Below are 16,018 nucleotides of genomic sequence, written 5' to 3' on the forward strand. Positions count from 1 at the left end.
GCCCGAATCTGACTAGGCTGGGGCATCGTGAAGGAGGGGGTTGCACGTCCAAATCCCCTCATGAAACGACGCCGTACGGCTAAATAGAGTCTGCTACGCGTCGCCGACCATCCGACTCAGACGAATAGCCTGAGATGTGTATCGCGCGGCATCTATAGGCTTATCAAAGATAAGCCGCCGTCCCGCTGCAGCGCGCTTTCTACACATCTGTAGCTCGATGCGACCGATCATTTGTGCCAGCTCCCCGCGAAGGAGACTTCGAGCTACAAATTGGTAGCTCACAACGGAACCGGGCAAGGGGGGTTGCACGTGCAACCCCTTAATAAAACAAAGACTTACGGATAAATAGAGTCTGCTCTGCCTCGCGGGCCCATGCGCCTCAGGCAAATAACGTGAAAGACATGCTACGAGGAAAAAGCTCGCAATATCAGAGGCTTACCATCTTATCCCCTCCTCGCTGCTGTGCACTTCTACACATTGGTAGCTCGATCCGACCGATCCTGTGCCAGCTCCCTACCATTGGTAATCCACGTTCCAAGCCCAAATCCATCCCCCCTTTGGGAGCAGATAATTACCTATCCGCGCAAAAAAGCTTTACGTGTGCGAGCATTAATCAACAGCGGTCGAGGCGATTTTTCGCAAACTCAGACATCGATATGTACTGGGCACAGTTGTCAGGTCACCCCTTCTCGATATTTTCAAGAGCTTTCGTTGAGGTGCTTGTAATTGCAATTGACGCAATCCGGAGGAGAATATGAATGCTTCCAAGAAAAAAACTAGCGTCTGGGATGAGCTCGGTCTCCCTACCGGGTCGGCTGAACTCATGGCTCAGGCTCGCTCTGATATTTCGGCTGAACATTTGCTTCGCCTCGCCTCGCTAGTTAACCGCAACCCGTACGACCTAGCGGCGGCTTTAAACCTCGACAAGCCCAGGATTCAACACTGGATTGCGGGAGGCGAACTTGATGGCGGTGAAACTGACGGAATCTTTCGTCTGGTTAGGCTAGTAGATGCAACGTTGGAGTTATTCGAAGCTGATATTACCGTGGCCAATTTGTGGCTTGAAGCGCCCTGTCGGGTTTTTGAGCGGTAAAACTCCATTAGAAATGTTCATTACTCATACTCACACGGAGACGGCGCTGGACCTGATAGACCGCTTAGGGAACGTCTGAAGAACTGACCCCGCTGGCGGCGATTCTGACCTCAACGCGCAAAAAATCATTTCGGGAACGATTTCATCGAGCCTGGTCACGCTTTGGGGGTGTTTAAGCCCGCTTTCGGCCTGTCAGGCCGCCATACCCGAAACTCCGGGCGGATTTATCCCGCGCTCAACAACTGCTTTCGGGCCATCCACAGGTTCGCCAAGGCAAACAGGGTATGCAGCTGGGCGGTATTCTTGGCCAAACCTTTGTAACGCACCTTGGTAAAGCCAAACTGGCATTTGATCACCCGGAACGGGTGCTCGACCTTGGCCCGGGTGCTGGCTTTGGCGCGTTCGATTCGGCGTAACCCTTTCTCAATCAGCTTGGTTTTGCTCAACGTCTTGAGCTTGCCAGGACGCACGGCAATCGACCAGACCACGGACTTGCGTTCCTTATGCTCGTCCCGTTTCTGGACGCCGGTGTAACCAGCATCACCGCACACATGAGTTTCGTCGCCGTGCAGCAACTTGTCTACCTGAGTGACATCAGCAGCGTTGGCAGGTGTGCCTACGAGGCTGTGAACCAGACCTGTGTCAGCATCCACACCGATGTGCGCCTTCATGCCGAAATAGTACTGATTGCCTTTCTTTGTCTGGTGCATCTCGGGATCACGCTTTCCGTCTGCATTCTTGGTCGAACTGGGTGCATGAATGATGGTTGCATCGACTATGGTCCCTTGGCGGAGCATTAGCCCATGTTCACCCAGGTAACGGTTCACCACCTCGAACAACGCGGTGGACATGCCGTGGCGTTCCAGCAAGCGACGGAAGTTGAGGATGGTGGTTTCGTCGGGGATGCGATCTAGCTGCAAGCCCGCAAAATGCCGCAAGATGGTCGTTTCATACAGGGCCTCTTCCATCGCCGGATCGCTGTAGCCAAACCAGTTCTGCATCAGATGAACCCGCAGCATGGCTTCCAGCGGATTGAATCACACCGGGTTTCGTGGAGGCCTCAACTCTTGAGAGAATGAGGCATGACAAAATCCAACAGCTACTCCCCTGAAGTCCGTGAACGTGCTGTGCGCATGGTTCTGGAGAACTTGAAGGACTACCCCTCCGAGTGGGCAGCCATCGAATCCATTGCACCCAAGATTGGTTGTGTCCCGCAGACGCTGCATGGCTGGGTGCGCAAACACCAGACCGACAACGGCCAGCGACCCGGTCAGACGACTGAGGAACGGGACCGTATCAAGGCTTTGGAGCGCGAGAATCGTGAGCTGCGTAAAGCGAACGAGATCCTCCGCCTGGCCAGTGCTTATTTTGCCCAGGCGGAGCTCGACCGCCGCAACAAACCCTGAACGCCTTCGTTGACGAGTACCGTGACCGTTACGGGGTCGAGTCGATCTGCCGCGTGGTGCAGATCGCTCCGTCCGGTTACTACCTGCATGCAGCACGTGCCCGACAGCCTGAACGGCGAAGCACTCGCGCCCAACAGGATGAGTTGCTGTGTGAGGACATCAAGCGTGTATGGGAGGACAACATGCGCTGCTATGGCGTCGTGAAGGTCTGGAAGCAACTCAGGCGCGACAAGGTGCACGTTGCCCGTTGTACCGTTGCGCGACTGATGCGCCACTTGGGGTTGCAGGGTGTTCGGCGCGGCCAGGTAGTTCGTACCACGGTGCCTGATGGCAACGCCGTCTGTCCTCTCGACAAGGTTCAACGCCAGTTCAAAGCTGACCGTCCCAATCAGTTATGGGTTTCAGACTTTACATACGTATCAACGTGGCAGGGTTGGCTCTACGTAGCCTTCGTTATCGATGTCTTTGCGCGACGTATCGTCGGCTGGCGTGTGAGCAACAGCATGAAAACGGACTTCGTGCTTGATGCCCTGGAGCAAGCACTCTACGCCCGGCAGCCAGGCCACACGGACGGTCTGATCCACCATAGCGATAGGGGTAGTCAGTACGTCTCTATTCGTTATACGGAGCGTCTCGCTGAGGCTGGAATAGAGCCCTCTGTTGGTAGCAAAGGAGACAGCTACGACAACGCCTTGGCGGAAACCATCAATGGCTTGTACAAAGCGGAACTGATTTACCGGCAGTCTTGGAGGAGCCGCGAAGCCGTCGAAATCGCCACCTTGAAGTGGGTTCACTGGTACAACTACCAGCGGTTACTGAGCTCGATTGGATATATACCGCCGGCAGAAGCTGAGGCAAACTTCTATCAGCAAAACACCGGTCAGGCCATGGCCGCCTGACTTAAACGAAATGGCCTCCATAAAACCCGGTGTGATTCAGATAGGCAGGGCGCCCACCTTCACCCTTGGGATAATGGGGCTCGATCAATGCCAGCAATGGCTTCCAGGGGACAACCTGATCCATTTCGATCAGGAAGCGCTCACGGCGGGTCTGCTTACGTTTTCCGGCGTATTCGGCGTCAGCGAAGCTCATCTGTTTCATGCGGTGATCTCGAAAATGGGCTGCGCCATTTTACCGTTTTAGAAAGTCTTTTTCAGACGTTCCTTAGCTGGTTGAATATCTCTGTCATCGCATTCACGTTGTAAAGAATCGCGAAGTTCGCCAGTAAGTGGTTGTACTTGATGATTTTGCTTTGTTCATGTTTGAGGTTGGCGCTGATTTTCCCGCCATTAGCGAAGAACAGCCAGCGGGCGAACTCGTTGAACTCTTCACTCTTACAGGTTGCCGCCTGGATGGTCTTTCGCAAATCGAGATCGGTGACGTATTCCAGTAGAAACATGGTCCTGACGACCCGTCCCAACTCCCGGAATGCAAAGTAAAGCTTGTTTTTGCGGTTTTTGGTGCCAAACCGGCGCAGGATGGTTGATGCAGTGATCTTCCCGGCCTTCACCGACATGGCCGTACGCATCATGTCGGGATAATGGGTCTGGATGAGATCCCATCGAATGGGGTCACTGAACAGCGACTGGATATGCAGGAGTACCATCTTCCGGTCGGGCTTATAGAACACCAGATCCTTGATATTTCGGATCCGGGGCATGAGCTTAATGCCCAACAAGTAGGCCAGCCCAAATACCGGTGTCGACTGTGCCTGGGTGTCGCCGTGTACTGTATCCGGATTGAAGTCGGATTCATCGTTCAACAATCCATCCAGGATGTAGATGGCTTCGTAGACGCCGCACGGTATGAATCGGCTAAACAATGCGATATAGGTATCGGACACATGGTAGTAAGCGATACCGCCGTAGCTTCCATACCGCAGATGGTATTCCGATAGCAGGTTGTCCTCATATAGATCCCACAGTTTACCGTCGGCCGAAACGCTGTTGCCTGATCCCCAACAGTTAATCAAATGGTATTTCTTATAGGCATTATTGACTTTAGCGATGGCTTTATCGAGGCGCTCCTCCGTGGTTCTCTTGAGGTTGAGCCACGCCACCTGTTTGCGTGTTATGCCTTTAACCGATCGCGCGGTTTCAGTGGGGCCAATGTTGGTACCGTAGCAAAACACGGCCAATACAAAACGTAAGAGCGGGTCATCGACCCGAGACTCATTGCCAGAAAGTGGAGCAAACAGCCGATTTAGGTCCAACCATTTTTCTACGTTAATGATCATATCGAGCAGATTGATCTTCTCCAGGCGTTCCCGTAGGAGATTTGAGAGGGCTTCAATTTCGGGTGGCACCTCATCGGGCTTGGGCTTGCCGATCACCAGTTTGCCTTTTTCAATGCGCACCAGCTCATCTTCGGGGAAACGCTGGTCGGCTTTCAGACACGAGTCTTCCATGGCGGTTCTCAATGCAGCTGTGAACGCCGCATCCCCCGCCACCAGTCCAACCTCCTCGCAATAAGCTTCCAGACCTGCCTCGTACTCTTCCCAGGTGATCATCTGCTCTCGGTAATCGTCGAAGGTCTCACTGTAAGGAATGAACAAATCGCCAGTGCTTAGCTCCTCGGCGATGCGGTCAAAGACACACAACTCAAAGCACAGCTTATTGACATGGGTGACGGTCGCCGTTCTAGTGGACTTGCCGGTGACAAGCTTCCACCACTTATCGCGAATCCATCGGATATTGAGGATGTTTTTGCTTGAGGGAGAGTCGGGATCGCTCAAAATGCACAGGTACTCTGTGCGACGGTTCCTATGCTTAAGGATGAACTGGAAGGCCTTCAGCAGGTCCTTGTCTTCGGTGGCCGAGGCTAAATTCAAAATCTCGATGGTGCGGAACAGCGTCGCTCTTTGCTTCTTAAACAGCGGCACCATGAATGGCAGATAATTATTGCCCGCATAAGCCATGTACTGCTCACACATGTGCAAAATTTCTTTGCCGTCCTTGCCCAATATCGGATCGAAAGCGGCGATTGATGCTGGCCGGTCCATGTAGACCTTGACTGTGCCCGACAAGACGGCGATTAGACGGTCCGTTTGCTTTTGATGGTGAGCTAAATACTGCTCCAGCTGCTTTTCCGCTGTCCGATCCATCTTTTGCAGGATCTTGATCACAATCTCGGCGGCTCTATCAAGGGTCTGCGCGTACTGGTGGCGGATGAGCACGATCACTAGCGCCACGCGCTTGTTCGCCTTGAGTTTCATCAACTCGGCATAGTCCAGCGCCTTTGCTTCATTGATGAACTGCCGGTGTTTGACTGGCGGTAATCCCAGGTCCGTCGGCAGACTCTCTTGAAGTGACGTCAGCCATTCCAGATAGGTAATGTAAGCGTGAATATTGCGCGGCGTCGGGCGCTTTGGCTCGTTTTTAAGCGTGCTCCAGCCGAACCCGCTAGGTCCACTGGAGGAGCGGAGCACTTGCGCAACGAGCTGTTTGCCTTCGGCATTCAGATAGCCGCAAAGCTGATCATAGTAAGTGTTGTTGACCTCCGCTCGCGCCGACCGGCAGAGCCGCTCGAGTGTGCTGAACCCTGGTAGTTCATATTGTTCTTTCACCAGGTGTTCCAGGGTGACGTTGATGATGTCTGCCAAGGCCTCCTTGGTTCTTGCGGCGCTGCGAGCCCAGTCGGCGACTAACTCTCCTGTCTTCGCAGAATCGTACGGCCGGATGTTCAAATACCCACGAATCAGCTTGATGTGCCGGTCTTTCGCGCCGGACGCGTTGTGGCGACCGTCCTACCTGAACTGTTCCCAGCCTCTTAGTAGACCACTACATTTAATCTTTTAACCTTTTTGATCCAGAACAGCGTTACTCCGGCCATTTCGGGTGCAGACTGTCGATAACGTAAGGGTGGACATGCTGACGGCCAGACGTTGCGGTGTGCGGGTGATTGTCTGCAAGATCATCATGTCGGTGCAGGAGTTCTGTCGGATCATCAGATGGCCATAGCCTGATAGCTGGGATCAGCGCAACCAGCGCAAGGCTGGCCAATACCACCAGAGTAATTTGCATGCCAGCGACCGATCCAAGCCAACCGGCCAGCGGGTACGCTACCAGCCAACCGGCATGGGACAAAGAGAACTGGGCGGCAAAAAGCGCTGGTCGGTCTTCTCCATGGGAAGAACGGGTGAGTAGCCTGCCAATAGGGGTTTGTGTGGTAGAAAAGCCAACACCAAGCAAGGCCCAGACCGGGAGCAGCCAGCCCAGCCTGTCTACAGGTAATGCAAAAACCAGCCCGGAAATGAGGATGCCGGCCCCCGTCAGCATGACCCTACGATCCTGCCATCGCTTGAGCAAAGCTGGCAAAGCCAATGCCGCCAGCATCGAGCCGCCGCCAAAGGCAGCAAAGGCCATGGCCGTATGCTGGTCGGTCAGGCCGAAATGGCCCTTGACCAGCACCACGGTATTCACGATCACCATGGCACCTGCCAGGCTGACAACAAGGTTCAACGCCATCAGACCCCGCAGACGGGGCGTTGCTGCAAAGATTTTGAATCCGCGCCGGGCACGCTCATACACGCCCCGGCGTTTCTCCGGTTTCGCGCCCGTTGGCAGCGTCACTGAAACCACGAGCAGTGCCGACGCAATGAAACCAATGACTGTTCCTGAAAAAAGTCCCTGCCAGCTTGTGATTAGCAATATCACCGCCGCCAGAGCCGGGCTGATGAGATTTTCCATGTCATAGGCAAGGCGGGAAAGCGATAGAGCCTTGGTGTAATCGTCTTCATCCGGAAGCGTATCCGGGATGGTGGACTGAAACGTGGGGGTGAACGCAGCGGAGGCGGACTGGAGTACCGCGATTAGCACATATATCTCCCAGACTTCGGTAACGAAGGGCAACGCGAGTGCCGTGGCTGCACGCACCAGGTCCAGCGAGACCAGCATCACCCGGCGCGGCACGCTCTCAGCCAGTGCCGAGGCCAGTGGTGCGATCAGCACATAGGCGACCATCTTGATCGCCATCGCGGTACCTATTACCTGGCCAGCTTCGTCTTCAGCCAGATCAAATGCCAGAAGACTTAGCGCAACGGTCGCTAGCCCGGTTCCCAGCAGAGCCACTACTTGGGCTAAGAACAAGTGCCGATAGGTGCGGTGTTTCAGAATCTCAAGCATGGATCACCAGAATTAAAGATAACGGGCGATGGCCTTGAATTCATCAACACGCCTTTGTTGGTGAGGCTCCAAAGGGCCAATCGCGTCGTCAAGGCAGTGCTCAATGTGATCCTGGACCAGCACTCGCTTTGCCTGTTGGATGGCTTTTTCGACAGCATGGAGCTGTTGCGCCAGTTCAAGACAGGGTCGCCCACTCTCGATCATTCCAATAACACTGCCAAGATGACCTTGAGCGCGCTTGAGGCGTTTGACGATGTCCGGATGCGATTGGTGTTTATGATCATTTTCCATCTTTAATTCCTATCCCCCTGGGGGGGATGTTATCCTTTGGCACCATATTAATCCAACAGCCAAAAACTGACACCTATGATTACGGCCATCCACCGTAAAAAGCTGCTTCCAATTCTGGTCATGCTGTTCGCGCTGGCTGGCATGTCGCTCTCGGTCATCGGTGAAGCCTCTTCCCATGGTATCGCTGAACTGGCTGAAACGTCGGTACTGGATCAGGATGACCACCCACACAGCCACGACGATTCTGATGGGAAGTCAGATATTCACCTACATCACGACACGGGTAATCACAGCCACGAATCCGTGGATCACCTGACGATCCGCCTCCTCTCTGACTACTCGATCTCACTCCGGCAGCCCATTCCCTTCGCCGGAGATTCTCCCCGCAGTTTTCGTTATCGGCTCTATCGCCCGCCAAAAGCTTTTCTGACTGTTTGAGTCTCGCTGCGTCGCAGCGTTTTAAACCAAAACTGTTGGAGTCATTATGTTGTCAACTTTGCTTGACGGTCGTTGGCGTGCGCACACAGCCGCCGGCGGACACCGTTTCATCTGGATTTTTCTAACACTCGGATTGCTCGGGATGAGCGCCGACGTACTGGCCCATGCCGTTGCCGAGGGCGATAAGGGGTACATCCAGGAAATCACCGGGGTAAACCTGATTGCGTTCATGTACCTCGGGGCCAAGCACATGGTCACCGGTTATGACCACCTGCTATTCCTGCTGGGGGTGATTTTCTTCCTCTACCGTATGCAGCACATCGCCATCTACGTGAGTCTGTTTGCGCTGGGGCATTCCACCACCATGCTGTTGGGCGTGTATTTCAACGTCGGCATCAACAGCTACCTCATCGATGCCATTATCGGCCTCTCGGTGGTGTACAAGGCGTTGGATAACCTGGGGGCGTATCAGCGCTGGTTCGGCTTCCAGCCCAACACCAAGGCCGCAACACTGATCTTCGGGTTCTTTCACGGCTTTGGTCTGTCCACGAAAATCATCGAATACGACATCTCTCCGGATGGGCTGGTGCCAAACCTGCTTGCGTTCAATGTAGGTGTGGAAATCGGCCAGCTTATTGCTCTGGCCATGATCCTGATTGTCATGAGCTTCTGGCGTAAAACCGATGGCTTTTTCCGCCATGCCTACACCGCCAACGTTGCCGTGATGGGCGCAGGCTTCCTGCTCATCGGCTATCAGCTCACCGGTTATTTTGTCGCTTAATTCTGGAGATCTTTTATGTACAACACTGATATGCCTTCACGTGGCGAATTGCCCAGCTCCGCGCGGCTGATTCGTTCAACCATTATCGCCGCCATCGTGGCGTTGCTGCTGCTGACAACCGTGGTAATGCCCGCTGAATACGCTCTGGATCCCACAGGCGCAGGCCGTCTGCTGGGTTTGACGGAGATGGGTGAAATCAAGGAACAGCTTGCGGAAGAAGCAGCCGCCGACGAGGCCGCGAAAATGGTAACGGCGCAGTCCAGCGAGGAGAGCGCACCAGAGCCCGCCGTAACTGCTTCCGAGACAGCCGCAGCGCCTGAACCTGACGCCGCGCCAAAAGCGGAGGCACCCGCTGCCGAACCCGAATGGCAGGATGAGGTGCGTGTAGTACTTACCCCCGGTGAAGGGACGGAGTTCAAACTCACCATGGAAGAAGGTGCCGTGGCGCGCTTTTTCTGGGTATCCGAGGGTGGCCCCATCAACTACGACACCCACGGTGACGGCAGTGGCCAGTCCATCTCTTACGAGAAGGGCCGTGGTGTCTCGGAAGACGAAGGCGAACTGGAGGCTGCGTTCACAGGCAACCACGGCTGGTTTTTCCGCAACCGGAACGATGATGACATCACGCTGGTGCTTCGTACCAGCGGTAACTATGGCGAGTTAAAACGGGCGATCTGATGTAGGAAGCCTGAATAGTCGCCGTCATGGCCGGGCCAGTCTCTACCCAACTGGCTCGGTTGATGATGAAGGGTGGTTTCACATGAGTGCTGATAGCTCCCTCAAAGTCTTTGGGGGCCTCGCGGGTCGATGGGTAGGACACTTAAGGTTGGTAGTTGTCGCTCTAACTCGGCAATACGGTCATAGAATGCTATTTTGCCTCCCATTTTCAGGTCAACCACCCCTTGGCTGCTATGCTCGTGGCAATGGTGGCTCGCAAGACGCTTTTTCACCATTGACTGGCATACGCGACGAGGCTGAGACAAACGACTCGAAAGGCTGGGCATGATCGGAACCCGACTTTAGCCAGAGCGACCCAGCTTACTACTGTACAGGAGCGACGACCATGATGGACGGAATGATGAATGGAGGAGCAATGATGTGGGGTATGGGGCTGATAGGGCTTCTGGTCATTGTCCTCCTTGTCTTTGGAATCGTTGCCTTGGTGAAGTATCTGTTCAAAAAATGAAGAGACCAAGCTTATTAGGCTCAGCATCGGCTGGCTAATTAGGGTGACGACCGCATTGATGCGATCATGCGGCAGGCAACTCTACATCTGAGTGGATAGGTAAAGATTGAGGGGATGGCAGCAAGGAGCCCTGCCACAGGCCAGCGATGCCGGTCAATGACCGATAGCCTGAACGACCAGAAGCACACATCGTCCAAATAGATATTGGGCAACCCCGCCCCGCCTATCAACGGAGTTAACGATGCTTGTTTTTGAGCCTGTGTATACAGATGGTCTGGCGCAGATTTCCTATTTAATCGGCGACAGCAAAGCGGCAGTGACTGCGGTAATTGATCCTCGTCGCGATATCGATATCTACGTGCGAATGGCGAAAGAGCGAGGCCTGCGAATCGCCTACGTTATCGAAACACACATCCACGCGGATTTCGTATCGGGTGCCCAGGCGCTGGCGAGCCGCACCGGTGCGCAGATCATCGGAGGCCGTTCCGATGCCTACCACTTCGATCTTCGCCAGGTCAGCGATGGCGAAACATTGAAGCTGGGTCAGGTACGAATGCAGATCATGCATTCGCCTGGGCATACGCCCGAACACATTTCGCTGCTACTGTTCGATGCGCAGCAGGGCGACCAGCCATTCGCGCTGTTCACAGGCGACACGCTGTTCAACCTCGACGTTGGGCGCCCCGATTTGCTTGGAGCCGGCAGCGAGCGGAAGCTGGCCGGCGAGCTGTTCCATACCCTCTTCGACCGCTATCTGCCACTGGGCGACCGGATAGAAGTGTATCCCTGCCACGGCGCCGGCTCGGCCTGTGGCAAATCGATTGGTGACCGGCGTCATTCCACCCTTGGCAACGAGCGGCTCTTCAATCCCGCTCTGCGGGAACAGCGTAGCGAAGAGGCGTTCATCGATTGGCTGCTGGCCGACATGCCGGAGCCGCCGCGTCACTACGCGCGCCTGAAGAAACTGAACGTGCGACCCGCCGCGCAGATGGAAGGCCCCTCGCTGCCACCACCCCTGTCGCCCCAGGATTTCGAAACGCTCGCCGGGGGCGGCAACGGCATGCAGGTCGTGGACATCCGCTCGATACTGGCCTTTGGCGGCGGGCATGTGCCGGGTGCCATCAACATTGCGTTGCGTAACGAGTTCGTCAACTGGGCGGGAAGGATGCTCAATGACTCTCGCCCGATCCTGCTGGTGGGCGAGTCGGCAGACGATGTCCATCAAGCCGTCACCCAACTCTACCGCATCGGGCTGGATGACATCCGAGGCTACCTGCGCAACGGCATGACGGACTGGCAGAACGCGGCACTACCGTTGAACAGGCTGCAGGAGTGGACCGTCCACGAGCTGAACGCCCGACGCGAAGAGACCGAGGTACAGGTGCTCGATGTGCGCAGTCCGAATGAGGTTGCCAACGGTTGGGTGCCCGGCGCGAAGCATATATTCGTTGCCCATCTTGCCGATCAGCTTGACGAGCTGGACCCGAATAAGACCATTGCTATCTACTGCGGATCCGGCTATCGCGCCTCCATCGCCGCCAGCATCTTAAAGAAAGCCGGCTTCTCCGACGTGGCGAACATTCCAGGGTCCTGGGCGGCGTGGAACGCTGCAGGTCTGCCTGTTGAAACTAGCTGAACCGAGCGGTGGGTCAGGCTTTCCCCGGCCCACACAAAACGACGTATGACGCCAATGTGGTTGCCCTGTTACAGCACTACACGTAACAGCAAGGCGGTCGCCGCAATGGCTGCGACCAGGCCGAAGGCCCTTTGCAGAACCTGCCCGTTCAGATGTGCCGAGACGAAACGCCCGGCGACCATGCCGATGACGGCACCTGCCGAAAATGGAAGGGCGACCGCCCACAGAATGCTGCCCGCCAGCGCTGCGGACGACACACCGCTAAGCGAGACGAGCCCGATGACCGCCAATGAGGTTGCCGCGATCGAGCGCATAGGCAGATCGCTGAAACGGCTCAGCGCCGGAACCAGAACGAAACCACCGCCTACCCCCAGCAGCCCTGACAGAAAACCCGCCAAGGCGCCAGATGCAGCCACCGTCGCCGCACAACGAGACGTCCAACGAAAACGACCGGTCTGAGGGTTCAGGCGACAGGGAACAGCCTCCGTGGTTGGCTCACTGTTGTCCGGACGTTTCAAGGAGTTGAATGCAACCCAGAACAGCACCATGGCAAAAATTACGGCAAGCACGTTGTGCTCTACCCGCCCGGCCGTCCAGACCCCAACAGGGGCAAGCAGCACGCCGCAGCACGCCATCAAAGCCGCTGCCTTGTAACGGACGACGCCATCCCTGAGCCCAATGATTGCGCCGATCCAGGCGGCCAGGCCGACGGCCATCAAGCCGATTGGAGCGGCCTGTGGCAAGTCGAGCCCAACCATGAATATCAGCAGGGGAACCGTGAGAATACCGCCGCCTGCGCCCGTCAACGCTAGAACAATACCGACGAGCATCCCGAGTCCGATCTCAATCGTCATAGCCAGCCTTCAGTCTCTATTCCATGCCCTCGCGCCCTGAACCTTTAACGCGCCTGATCACCGCGACGTCGCCGACAGGCGCGTTCGGAGCTCGTACAGACCCATTCCTACAAGCATCGCAACGACGAAAATAACCGGCTCCGCATTACCACTTGCGAGCGAGGCCACCGCGGGTCCCGGACAGTAACCTGCTAAACCCCAGCCTGCACCGAACGCCAAACCGCCCAGGACGAGACGGCGGTCGATTTGGCTGGCGGTGGGCAATCGCATGGTATCGCCCAGGATCGACCGGGATCGTTTGGAAGCGAAATGGAATCCGACACTCGCCACCAGAATGGCGCCTGCCATGACGAACGCGAGCGAAGGATCCCACGCACCTGCCAGATCAAGGAATGCAATGACCTTCGACGGGTCAGTCATGCCCGATAAGATCAAGCCGAGCCCGAACACCAGACCCGCTACAAATGCACTCAACAGCTTCATGCCAATACCTCAGCCGAATAGGTGGCGTACGATGAAAACAGTCACGAAGCCGCTGGCCATGAACAGGGTCGTAGCAACGAACGAACGCGGCGAGCGACGAGACAATCCGCACACCCCGTGCCCGCTGGTGCAACCGGAGCCATACCGGGTGCCGACGCCGACCAATAAGCCGGCGACAATAAGCGTTGCTGTGCCCGCATTGATGTCGACGGCAGGCAATGCGAAAGAGGTTTGGAACAGCAGCGGCGCGACGACCAAGCCTGCTACGAACGAAACACGCCAAAGCACGTCGCCGTTCACGGGACGCAACAAACCGCCAATCACACCGCTGATGCCGGCGATACGCCCATTCATAAGGATGAATAGAGTGGCAGCGAGACCAATCAGCGCTCCCCCAGCCAGCGAAGACCAGGGTGTGAAATTTGTCCAATCGATCATCATACGAATGTCTCTTCGGCTTCAGGATGCTGGCAGTAGAGCCTGTACAGTACCTGCATGACCTCCATCGCCTGATAGCTAGCGATGCTGTAGTGGACCTGCTTGCCTTCCCGGCGAGTGGTGACCAGGCCGCTGTTGCGCAACACAGTGAGCTGCTGAGACAAAGTCGGTTGCACGATACCTGTCGTGGTTGCGAGGTCGCCTACGCAATATTCTCCTTGCGTCAGCTGACACAACAGTAGCAGGCGATCCGGGTTGGCTAGGACCTTCAACAGGCCGCAGGCTTCCGTCGCGCTGCTATGTAACGTTTCAATATTGATGCCTACTATCGAGGCCATGATCACACCGCTGGAAATGGATAGATTTGACAATACATTATACTAGTATATATTACGATATATTGATATATCGTTTTAAACAGCTATCCTCGTCCTTGCGCTTAGAGGAAGTCGACGCGCAACCCAGCTTCGATTTGTGCAGGGGCTGTTTCATCTTCCTTTCACAGCGCCCAGGCACAGCTAACCAAGGCATACTTCTGGAGTCGGTCATGACATCTAGCCATCAGAACATCGCAACGGGCAACCAAGCAGATCGAGTTCGTAGCTCAACGTCCCCCGGCCTCAATCGCACGGTTGATCGCCAAACGGATGAAAATATTCAGCAGTTCAGCCGCCTTGATCGTCGCGCAATCTCCCAACGAATCGATGCTCTGGACCTCGAGTGGGACGTCGAGCGCGTGCTCGAAGTCAATGCATCAACGCTCGCGCTGTCCGGGCTCGTGCTCGGGCTTACGGTGAGTAAAAGATGGTTCCTGTTACCTGGGGTCGTGCTCCCCTTCTTACTGCAACACGGCTTGCAGGGCTGGTGCCCGCCGCTTTCGATTCTGCGCCGCCTGGGTGTTCGTACACGTGGCGAGATCGACCGAGAGAAGTTTGCGTTGCTTGAGGCTCTGGAACACCCGCCGCTAAATACTCACCACTAAACGAGTGTCATCATGATATTCCGCCAGTTGTTCGAGCCCGTGTCTTCTACCTATACCTACTTGCTTGGCTGCGAAGACACTGGGCAGGCGGTGCTCATTGATCCCGTCATTTCCATGATGGATCGCGACCTGACTGTACTGGCCGAACTGGATCTGAAGCTTGCCTATACGCTGGACACCCATATACATGCCGATCACATCACCGCGGCGCTGGAGCTAAAGAAAAAAACGGGCTGCCTAACCGCGGCCCCAGCCATGGATCAGTTGCCCTGCACGGATGTAGGCGTTCAAGACGGCACACGCCTCGTGGTCGGCACTCTCAACTTCATGCCGCTGCACACACCTGGACATACAGACGGGCACTTCGCCTATCTGCTTGAGAACCGCCTGTTCAGCGGTGACGCCCTGCTCATTGACGGGTGCGGCAGAACCGATTTTCAAAATGGCAGTGCCGATGACCTTTTTCGCAGCGTGAAAAACAAGTTGTTCGCTTTGCCGGGCGACACGCTAGTCTACCCGGGGCACGACTACCATGGCCGCCGGGTATCGACTATCGCGCAGGAAAAACAGCGCAACCCTCGGCTAGGCGAAGCGATATCTCTAGAGCGGTTCAAGGAGATCATGGCTGGGTTGAACCTACCGTATCCAAAGTTCATTGATCATGCTGTCCCTGGGAATCGCCAGTGCGGTGTGTGTCCGCCTAACCTGACGGTAAACTTTCGCCATTACTGCGAACAGGTGGAACACAGTCCGCAGGGTTGAGCGAAGGTCAGTTTTGAGTCTATAGCTTGTCGCTACCTGCGGCAGGCCACTGATCAACAGCAAAATCCTAATCCTTGCGCCCCAGCTCGGCGATACGCTTCTTGTCGCCCCGCGCCTGGGCGCGTTCATTCTGAAGTTGCGTCTGGGCAGAGAGCTGGCCACTGATGCACGCCTGCCGCCACGCTTTGACTTGCTCGGGGTACGCCCCTTTGCTGCGGCAGTACTCACTCACCTCGATCTCCGAGAGGGTCGCGGCCTCCAGCACCACCGCGAACTTGGTTTCAGCGGACCAGTCATCGGAGAGTTTCTTGTTTCCTGGCACAACGGCTCCTTCTGCCTTGGTCTGTTTGCGCCAACCATACAGGGTGACTTCGCTGATGCCCTCCTGGCGTGCAACCTCAGTCACGGGCCGGTTCAAGGGAGTAGCAGCGTCTTTAGCAGGGCTAGTTTACGTTCAGGTGAATAACGCGGCAGTACAGAGTTTTGATAAATTCGATCAGGCGACAACTATCCTGACGCCGGGGACGGGGGGACCCCTCCCCGAT

General features: G+C 55.8%; 16 protein-coding genes, 3 pseudogenes and 1 other annotated feature. Of the genes and pseudogenes, 9 read left to right on the top strand and 10 right to left on the bottom strand.

The annotated features are described in order from the left end of the window. Positions 1-754 precede the first annotated feature (754 nt). Positions 755-1,093, top strand: a complete 339-nt coding sequence (locus G3M63_RS02455) for a hypothetical protein (RefSeq protein WP_150302426.1) — start codon at positions 755-757, stop codon at positions 1,091-1,093. Between the two features lie 224 nt (positions 1,094-1,317). On the opposite strand, the pseudogene G3M63_RS02460 reads toward G3M63_RS02455, so the two are convergent. Next, positions 1,318-2,124, bottom strand: a pseudogene (locus G3M63_RS02460) (IS5 family transposase); the annotation flags it as partial. Between the two features lie 51 nt (positions 2,125-2,175). On the opposite strand from G3M63_RS02460, the gene G3M63_RS02465 reads away from it, so the two are divergent. Further along, positions 2,176-3,398 (top strand): IS3 family transposase gene (locus tag G3M63_RS02465; RefSeq protein ID WP_163981804.1). Its coding sequence is split into 2 segments (ribosomal slippage): positions 2,176-2,461 and positions 2,461-3,398, totalling 1,224 coding nucleotides; the frame shifts between segments, so codons are not numbered across the junction. Beyond that, positions 2,454-2,570 (top strand) — a sequence feature (AL1L pseudoknot). (Overlaps the previous gene by 117 nt.) A gap of 40 nt (positions 3,399-3,438) precedes the next feature. On the opposite strand, the pseudogene G3M63_RS02470 reads toward G3M63_RS02465, so the two are convergent. The 4 genes and pseudogenes from G3M63_RS02470 to G3M63_RS02485 all read right to left on the bottom strand — a co-directional run. Further along, a pseudogene (locus G3M63_RS02470) lies at positions 3,439-3,600 on the bottom strand (IS5/IS1182 family transposase); the annotation flags it as partial. Between the two features lie 52 nt (positions 3,601-3,652). Further along, positions 3,653-6,205 (bottom strand): Tn3 family transposase, encoded by a 2,553-nt coding sequence (locus G3M63_RS02475; RefSeq protein ID WP_371923567.1) that lies wholly within the window; start codon positions 6,203-6,205, stop codon positions 3,653-3,655. Positions 6,206-6,317: 112 nt separating this feature from the next. Beyond that, positions 6,318-7,622 carry an MFS transporter gene (locus G3M63_RS02480; protein ID WP_150302152.1) on the bottom strand — a complete coding sequence of 435 codons (1,305 nt, stop codon included), beginning with the start codon at positions 7,620-7,622 and terminating at the stop codon, positions 6,318-6,320. A gap of 12 nt (positions 7,623-7,634) precedes the next feature. After that, entirely contained in the window at positions 7,635-7,913 is a 279-nt protein-coding gene (locus tag G3M63_RS02485; RefSeq protein WP_150302153.1) for a metal-sensing transcriptional repressor, read from the bottom strand. Positions 7,914-7,988: 75 nt separating this feature from the next. Between G3M63_RS02485 and G3M63_RS02490 the strand changes: the two genes are divergently transcribed. The 5 genes from G3M63_RS02490 to G3M63_RS02505 all read left to right on the top strand — a co-directional run bounded on the left by G3M63_RS02490 (position 7,989) and on the right by G3M63_RS02505 (position 11,954). After that, entirely contained in the window at positions 7,989-8,351 is a 363-nt protein-coding gene (locus G3M63_RS02490) for a hypothetical protein (RefSeq protein WP_150302154.1), read from the top strand. 46 nt (positions 8,352-8,397) lie between these two features. Next, a complete protein-coding gene (locus G3M63_RS02495; RefSeq protein ID WP_150302155.1) occupies positions 8,398-9,132 on the top strand; it encodes a HupE/UreJ family protein in 735 nt (244 codons plus the stop codon). A 15-nt stretch (positions 9,133-9,147) separates the two neighbouring features. Then, positions 9,148-9,810: a hypothetical protein gene (locus G3M63_RS02500; protein WP_150302156.1), complete on the top strand. Its 663-nt coding sequence runs from the start codon at positions 9,148-9,150 to the stop codon at positions 9,808-9,810. A gap of 385 nt (positions 9,811-10,195) precedes the next feature. Then, positions 10,196-10,318, top strand: coding sequence for a hypothetical protein (locus G3M63_RS19480; RefSeq protein WP_256669918.1), 123 nt, complete (start codon positions 10,196-10,198; stop codon positions 10,316-10,318). 241 nt (positions 10,319-10,559) lie between these two features. After that, a complete protein-coding gene (locus tag G3M63_RS02505) occupies positions 10,560-11,954 on the top strand; it encodes a rhodanese-like domain-containing protein (protein ID WP_150302157.1) in 1,395 nt (464 codons plus the stop codon). Between the two features lie 68 nt (positions 11,955-12,022). Here the strand turns inward: G3M63_RS02505 and G3M63_RS02510 are convergent, their stop codons facing one another. The 4 genes from G3M63_RS02510 to G3M63_RS02525 are packed head-to-tail and all read right to left on the bottom strand — an operon-like array spanning position 12,023 to position 14,067. Then, positions 12,023-12,808, bottom strand: coding sequence for a sulfite exporter TauE/SafE family protein (locus tag G3M63_RS02510; protein WP_163981805.1), 786 nt, complete (start codon positions 12,806-12,808; stop codon positions 12,023-12,025). 57 nt (positions 12,809-12,865) lie between these two features. Beyond that, positions 12,866-13,291: a YeeE/YedE family protein gene (locus G3M63_RS02515; protein ID WP_150302159.1), complete on the bottom strand. Its 426-nt coding sequence runs from the start codon at positions 13,289-13,291 to the stop codon at positions 12,866-12,868. A 9-nt stretch (positions 13,292-13,300) separates the two neighbouring features. Then, positions 13,301-13,732 carry a YeeE/YedE family protein gene (locus G3M63_RS02520; RefSeq protein WP_150302160.1) on the bottom strand — a complete coding sequence of 144 codons (432 nt, stop codon included), beginning with the start codon at positions 13,730-13,732 and terminating at the stop codon, positions 13,301-13,303. Further along, on the bottom strand, positions 13,729-14,067 hold the full coding sequence (locus tag G3M63_RS02525; RefSeq protein ID WP_150302161.1) for a helix-turn-helix transcriptional regulator: 339 nt from the start codon (positions 14,065-14,067) through the stop codon (positions 13,729-13,731). The genes G3M63_RS02520 and G3M63_RS02525 overlap by 4 nt, the downstream gene beginning before the upstream one ends. A 209-nt stretch (positions 14,068-14,276) precedes the next feature. On the opposite strand from G3M63_RS02525, the gene G3M63_RS02530 reads away from it, so the two are divergent. Both G3M63_RS02530 and G3M63_RS02535 read left to right on the top strand, forming a co-directional pair. Beyond that, the gene (locus G3M63_RS02530) at positions 14,277-14,711 is read left to right on the top strand and encodes a hypothetical protein (protein ID WP_150302162.1); all 435 of its coding nucleotides are present in this window, start codon (positions 14,277-14,279) and stop codon (positions 14,709-14,711) included. A 12-nt stretch (positions 14,712-14,723) separates the two neighbouring features. Continuing rightward, positions 14,724-15,473, top strand: coding sequence for an MBL fold metallo-hydrolase (locus G3M63_RS02535; RefSeq protein WP_150302163.1), 750 nt, complete (start codon positions 14,724-14,726; stop codon positions 15,471-15,473). Positions 15,474-15,546: 73 nt separating this feature from the next. On the opposite strand, the pseudogene G3M63_RS02540 reads toward G3M63_RS02535, so the two are convergent. Beyond that, positions 15,547-15,947 (bottom strand): annotated as a pseudogene (locus G3M63_RS02540) (transposase); the annotation flags it as partial. Positions 15,948-16,018: the final 71 nt, after the last annotated feature.

The sequence above is a fragment of the Pseudomonas sp. OIL-1 genome (assembly GCF_010669185.1).
Lineage (GTDB): Bacteria > Pseudomonadota > Gammaproteobacteria > Pseudomonadales > Pseudomonadaceae > Halopseudomonas > Halopseudomonas profundi.